4 protein-coding genes are annotated in these 7299 nt (G+C 58.2%); 2 read left to right on the forward strand and 2 right to left on the reverse strand.

Annotated features, from left to right (window positions below):
• Both AB4043_RS18325 and AB4043_RS18330 read right to left on the reverse strand, forming a co-directional pair.
• A partial coding sequence (locus AB4043_RS18325; protein ID WP_442307724.1) for an FAD-dependent oxidoreductase occupies positions 1 to 1573 on the reverse strand: 1573 nt, incomplete at its 3' end.
• Positions 1574 to 1660: 87 nt separating this feature from the next.
• The gene (locus AB4043_RS18330) at positions 1661 to 2347 is read right to left on the reverse strand and encodes a GDSL-type esterase/lipase family protein (protein ID WP_442303510.1); all 687 of its coding nucleotides are present in this window, start codon (positions 2345 to 2347) and stop codon (positions 1661 to 1663) included.
• A gap of 167 nt (positions 2348 to 2514) precedes the next feature.
• Between AB4043_RS18330 and AB4043_RS18335 the strand changes: the two genes are divergently transcribed.
• Complete coding sequence (locus AB4043_RS18335; RefSeq protein ID WP_442307725.1) at positions 2515 to 5577, forward strand: carboxypeptidase regulatory-like domain-containing protein; 3063 nt, start codon at positions 2515 to 2517, stop codon at positions 5575 to 5577.
• A gap of 58 nt (positions 5578 to 5635) precedes the next feature.
• Positions 5636 to 7299: TIM-barrel domain-containing protein (locus tag AB4043_RS18340; protein ID WP_442307726.1), on the forward strand; the 1664-nt coding region annotated here is incomplete at its 3' end.

Here is a 7299-nt window from a genome sequence, read left to right on the forward strand (position 1 = left end):
TCTCTACACCGCGGCCGGCTTCTACTGGAACATCGAGCGTAGCTACAAGCACGTCCGGAGTGGTGTTTCCGCAGTGCGCTGAGGTCCACAGCTCCGCACGCAGTGTCATTGAACTCGCTACGTCAGCATAGAGCGACAGCGCTGGGCTCGGACCATCCTGGAATGGGACTAGAAGAGCGTAAGAGCGCTCTTCCGCAAGCTCGCCGCAGGATGGCAGTTCTTGCAATAGAAGTTCACTGGAGGCGGAGACCACAGCCTGGCGAGAGAGATCGGCTTCTGTCTGGAAGACAACGCCGGGAATATGCTGTCCTGCCGCGAGCAGATCCTGCTGTAGCCGATGCATATGGGCAGGTTCAAGCAGGTCACGCGGCTGCAAGCCCTCTTCTGCGCAGAGGACGGCAGCCATGCCGACAGCTTGCCCGTTGCTGGCGCAGGTCGCCATCACGCGCGTGGAACCGAACGCAATATGCGTCGTGCTGATCAGTCGGCCGGTCAACAGCAGGTTGGGAATATTGCGGCTGTACATGCTGCGGAATGGAATCTGGTAGACGCCCTTCGCGTGATACTGCGTGCATCCGGGCTTTGAGCTGAAGACTCCGTCCGAAGGATGCAGGTCGATCGCCCACCCGCCAAACGAGACGGCATCCGGAAAGGTCTTCTGCTGCACGACATCGTTCTGCGTCAGGATGACATCGCCGATAAAGCGGCGGCTCTCGCGTTTGCCGGGGATGGTCCCCATCCACTCCAGCGTGAGATTCTCCGCATCCGGAAACTCGCCGGAGTTCTTGATGTAGTTCCATACACCGTACGCTACCGCCCACAGCTCCCACTTGATCTCTTCTGTCTGCCCGACTGTGTCCAGGGCTCCGCCGTATTCCAGCCACCATAGACGACAGCCGCTGTCTGAGACACGAATATCGCGGAAGCGCGGAATACGTGTGATGTCCTGCAGTGCAAAGGCCGGCGGCACATACTTCACGGGCTGACCGGTATCGCGGCTGTAGAAGTAGAGCGAGTGACCAAGCAGCGTGTGCTCCTCGGTCTCCGGAGCCATGCCTTCGTTGAACTCGGAACGGGCTTCGGCGCCCATGCGGAACTCTGCGCCCGCGAGAAAGCCAAGAATGCCGTCGCCGGAGGCATCGACAAAGAGCGGCGCCTCCAGTGTGTAGGCCGTCTGGTTCTGGCTGTTATAGCCGCGTACGCGCGCGATGGCGCCGCCTTCCATATCGAGCTCATGGATAGCCGTATTCAACAGCAGGGTGATCTTCGGCTCGCGCTTGACGGTTTCCAGCAGGATGGAGTCGAAGAGGATCGGGTTCCCCTCGGGATTGCGCCACATGTTCTCTACGAGCAACTCGTCAATAACGCCGCCCTCGCGAGCCCAGCGATTGTTGTTGCCCATGTGTGAGGTCGCCCCCAGTACCCACAGTCGTACTTCACTTGAGGCATTGCCGCCCAGGACAGGGCGGTCCTGCACCAGCAGAACACTGATTCCCTTGCGTGCCGCGGTCACTGCGCAGCAGACGCCGGAGAGGCCGCCGCCAACGACGACCAGATCGCCACGTTCTTCCACGTGCGTAAGACTTCTCACCACTTCACCCTGCCCTCATCCGGAATGAAACTTGCCAGAGAAACACTATAGGTTAATCGTTTAAGTTGTCTAGGGACTCTTGCGGTAGCCGGCCAGCGCCTGTTCCACGATGGGCGCCAGCAGTGCATAGCCGGCAGACTTAGGATGTACGCCATCTACGGTCAGTTCCGCCCGCATCAAGCCGTTCGCATCAGCCAGCGGCGCGTTGAAACGAAGCAGCTCCCAATGCTTTTCCCGGCACATGACGGCTAGCAGATCGTTCAATTGCCGGATCCGGGCGACTGTCCGCAGGCCGGTCAGAGGCCGAACGCAGTCACAGACGGGAGTCATCTCCGCAACGTAGACGCGGATGCCGTGTGATGCCGCTAACTCACCCATCGTGAGGAAGTTATCCCGGATCTCCTCTGGAGAAAAACCAAGGCGCATATCATTGCCGCCACCTTCGAGCACAATCGCCTTGGGATGCAGATTGAGCGCGTCGTGCCGCTCGCGCAGCAGCATCTGCTGCGTCGTCTGGCCGCCAATGCCGCGATTGATCCAGCCGGGATAGGCGAACCAGGTTCCCTCCCGCGATCCCCAGTAATCGAGGATGGAGTCGCCAAGAAAGACAACCTCCGCCGAGAGGTGTTCGTTGGCCTGGCGATAGCGCGCGGCCTGCGCAAAATCCGCTTCACCGGAGTTTGACGGCGCAGGCGGTGAAGTTTGCGCGATGCAGGCTGTGCCCAGTAGCAGACAGAACAGAGATAGACGGTGCACGAAAGGGACTCCTCTCAAACGGAACAAAATGAATCTTGCCTGAAGATTAAACGGTTGACAAGATTTCTCTGACGAACTTAGGATTCTGGCGTTCCGACGAAAGCTCTCCCCCAGGTATTCGCCGAATCCGAGAAGTTAAACGTTTGATGTARCGAGGCCTGACGAATATGACCAGACAAATACGACTCTCCCTGCGCCGCCAGAGAACAATTACAAGGCGCTTCTGGATTGCGATAACCTTCCTGCTCCTCCTGGCGCTGCCCATGACCGGCCGCGCACAGCAGGACGTTGGAACCATCGGAGGAACGGTGGTCGATCCGACCGGAAGCGTTGTTCCGAATGCAAAAGTCACTGTCACCAACGACGCCACCGGCCTGAAGTACGAGGCCACGACCAACGAGAATGGTTTCTATCAGTCACAGCCGCTGCCACCCGGGACCTACAGCGTCACCATCGTCGTCGCCGGATTCTCGACTACCACGGCACGCAATGTCGTGGTGGACGCCGCCGCGCACGTGACGACCAATGCGCAGCTCCGGGTCGGCACCGTCGACAGCAGCATTGTGGTTGAGTCGACTCCGCCGGCGTTGAACGTCGTCGATGCCCAGATCAGCAACACCATCGACACGCGCGCTGTACAGGAGCTTCCGGTGAATGGGCGCAGCGTGCTTGCGCTGGCCACATTGAGCCCGGGTGTGGTCTCAGCCGCAGGCGCGACCAACCAGGGCTTCACCAGCGCGAATCAGTTTCACGGTTCGGTGTATGAGTTCTTCCGCAACGACTATCTCGATGCGACCATCGCGCTGCCCAAGACCACAAAGCCGGAGCTTCGCTTCAATAACTACGGTGGCACCTTCGGCGGCCCTATCATCCGGGATAAGGCATTCTTCTTTGGAAACTACGAAGAGTACCGGTATGTCACCGGCTCAGCGATCTACTATTCGGTGCCGACGGTGCAAGAGCGCGGTGGTGACTTCAGCGATCTGCGCCGTGTTGTGAGTGGCACCTGCACGCCTTTCAAGATCTTTGATCCCAACACAGGCTCGGCAACGACGCAGCGTCAGGCCTTCCCAAACAATCAGATTTCAGCCTCGCGTCAGGACCCGGTTTCGATCGCGGCCATGAATCTCTTCATTCCCGCTCCGAACAACTCTATCGGTTCCTACGATAGCTGTACGAATGCGAACAACTATCTGGCAAATCCAAAGCTGGTCTCGACCGAGCGCACGATCCTTGGACGTGGAGACTACCGGCTGAGCGACAGGGATAGCATCATCGCACGGTATGCCTACTACCAGAACTACACGAACAATGGTTCTCAGGGCTTTGGGCCGCTTTATTACCGTAATGACACGCTGACGAACTTCACTGCAATGCTGGCGGAGACGCACATCTTCTCGCCGACAATGGTGAACGATCTCCGTCTCTCCGGCCTGCGCTCTGACTTCCCGTTCCAGGCAGCGACCGCGAACCAGAACTACGCACAGAAGATCGGTCTCCCCGGTGTCAGCTCGAACAACACAGCGGAGGGCTCCGATACTGTTCTGGTCACAACCAATGGCAATGTGGGTAGCAGCTTTGCCACCTTCCTCGCCGGCAATGTTTCTTCGGCGAGCACGCAACTGGCGCGCGGCACAGCCTTCCGCCAGTTCCAGATCGCCGGATATGTGCAGGATGACTGGCACGCCAACCAGCGCCTGACGCTCAATCTCGGACTACGCTGGGATTTCCAGCAGCAGCCGTACGAGAAGAAGAATGGCATGGGCAACTTCGACATTACGCAGGTTAACCCTGTGACCGGATATCTCGGAGCAGTTCGGTTTGCCGGGCTCAATGGCGAAGGCCGCAATTTTGTACACCAGAATTGGAGCGACTGGGGACCGCGTCTCGGTTTCGCCCTTGTGCTGACGAATGACAATAAGACCGTCCTGCGTGGTGGTTATGCAATGTACTATCCCACCACGGCTCAGGCTTCGTATGACGAAGCTGCGGGAAGCTCAAATGGTTTCGGTCGCATTACCACCAGCTACAACGCTTCTACGACCTACGGAACCGCCTTCCTGTTCAAGAACGGTGTGCCTTCACCTGCGCTGCAGCCTCTGGGCTCGTCGCTTGGACAGATCTCCTTCCGCGGCCAAACCGGATATTACGTCGTGCCCCGTGCCCGCACGCCGCAGAGTATGCAGTACACCCTTACGCTGTCGCGCCAGTTGCCGTTCAAGATGGTGATGGATCTCTCGTACCTGGGTAACCATGGCCGCTACTTCAATCTGGGTACGTTAAACATCAATACGCTCGATCCCAGCTACGCTTCGCAGGGCGCAGCGTATCTCAATGCCCTGGTGCCGAATCCTTACGCCGGAAAGATTCCTGAGAACTCCGCGCTGAATGGCGCAACCATCTCGCGTGCGAACCTCCTGCGTCCTTATCCGTATATGTCCAGCGTGCTGCAGAGCTTTCCGCGCTCGGCACATTTCGATGGCAACTTCATGTATGTCACGCTGCAGCGTCGAGCGGCTGAGGGATTGCAGTTCCAGGGATCGTATACGTACGGCAAGCTGATGAGCCTGCCGATCTATACGGATATCGCTACCACTGCAGGCATTACTCAGACAGGGAACGGTATTCAGAATCCACGCAATCTGGATGGTGACTACAGTGTCGATGCCATCGATGTCACCCACCGCGGTATCGTGGCCGTGCTCTACGATCTTCCCTTCGGGCGTAATCGCCGTTATCTGAACAGAGGTGGATGGATGGATCGCCTGGTTGGTGGCCTGCAATTCAATACCACCATGACGCTGGAGTCAGGACGCCCGTTGAATTTCAGCGGAGCGAATAACTCCGCGGCAACACGCCCGGACCTGAATGAGTCGTTGCTGATGCAGAATCCCACCGGTTACACGCTGGGCAAATATCGTCGCTTCAACTATCTTGCCTTCACTAACCCGGCTGCCTACACCTACGGCAACGCGCCTCGGTTCTACTCGAAGTTGCGCGCGCCTGGCGTCGTCAACTTCGATATGTCGGTCTTCAAAACAACCCGGATCACCGAGGGAACCTCGCTRGAGTTGCGGCTTGAGGCGTATAACGCCTTGAATCATGTCAACCTCGGCGCGCCGAATGCCTCCTACTCCGGTACCAGTGTGAACACAAATAACAACATGGGCGTCATCACGACATCGTACGCAGCCCGTACGCTACAGTTGGGTGCGAAGCTCCACTTCTAATGCGCAGAGGCCCGGCCGCAAGACCGGGCCTCTGCAATGTTTTGTTTCAGGGAGAACTATGCAACGCCTGGCCAGTCTTCTTTGTGTCTCCGCGATCTCGTGTGCGTCATGTCTTTATGCGGAGACCCGCCTGCAGTATCAGGGTCTGACCTTTCATCTTGACGAGTCCTCAGGCCGCTACGGCTTCGCAGCAGGAGCCGGCGATATCGTAACGCCGGACGGCAGTGCAGGCGTCCTGCTTGGCGGCGAACCGGTTCGGTTCAAGCGGGTGAACGCTACATCCAGCACAGTATCGCTCGAGGGAAGCACCACGTCAGGGAAGCGCATGTCGTTGAGGGTGACACTCTCGGCACACTGTGCGGATCTTGAAGTCAGTGTCGCAGAGCCGGGGGCTGAGCTTCGCTTTCAAACCTCCGGCGCAAGCCCGGCGTATGGACTGGCGGACCATGCGGTGTATCGAGCGAAGTATGAGAACGCCGGTGGCCAGTCATTCACGACAGACGTTACCGGATTCTCGGATGATGCCTTTCTCTCTGGACAGGGAATCTCGCGGCTGGTCAGTAATTTTGTGATCTATCCCAGGCAGCAGTTCGCCGAGCTGCTGATCGATCCAACCACGAAGATCGTTCATACCTCCGCGCAGCAGATCGTGCAGGGTGTGAAGCGTGCGCCGGCAAAGGTGCACCTTTATTACTTCTTCGGCGAGCCGCATGCTATTTATGCGGAGTATCTGCGTGTCCGCAGAGCAGCCGGATACAAGGTAGAGATGCCGAAGTATCAAGCCTTCGGCGTGGGCTGGGAGGCCTTCGGCGCTCTTGGTTGGGAGACCAATACGAACACCGTCCGCGACAGTGTGGACCATTATCTGAAGGATGGCTATCCGCTGACCTGGATGGTGATCGGTTCAGGCTTCTGGCCGGCTGAGCCAGAGACCATGCATGAGACCACCAGCTTCGGCTACTGGGACAAGACAAAGTATCCCGATCCGAAGGCGCTGATCCAGCACTTCCGCGATGAGGGGCTGGCTGTCATGCTCGGCCTGCGTATCACCTTCATCGTCGGTGGACCTTACTCGGACGAAGGCGTCAAGCATGGTTACTTCCTTACCGAAAACGGGCAGGCAAAGGTCTATAAGGGCGGCTGGCCAAAGCAGCCATACTACCTGCTCGATGCCCACAACCCGGCGGCTCTGGACTGGTACATCGGCCTGGTGAAGAAGTGGCAGGACTACGGCATCAACGGATGGAAAGAGGACTTCTACGGCTATGCCGGCTATGACCTGCGCGATGACAAGGTCGATCCAACGAATGACCGTCTGTTCGCACAGAAGCAGTTGATCATCGAGCGCAACGGATATCTCTCCTCCAACGGTGACCTGCACCGCATCAACGATTTCAACTACAACCAGCAGCAGGATCGTGGACCGGTCAACGCCCTGGCCTTCGCGTACAGCGGCTTCCCATACGTCTATCCCGATATCGTGGGCGGCACCTTTGGCGAGAATCACTTCAGCACCAATCGCACGCCAAAGATGGAAATGTACATGATGCGCAATGCGCGCTGGGCCTCGCTGCACGCTTCCATGGGCATGGGTGAGCCACCGTGGAGCTTCCGCAAGGAGGTCTCGGACGTGATGTTGGCGTCGGCGCAGTTCCACGCCAGAATCGTGCCCTACCTCTACAGCAACGCTCGCAAAGCCAACGCAGACGGTTATCCCTGGAC

Source organism: Terriglobus sp. YAF25, from assembly GCF_052113305.1.
In the GTDB taxonomy this organism is placed as follows: Bacteria; Acidobacteriota; Terriglobia; order Terriglobales; family Acidobacteriaceae; genus Terriglobus.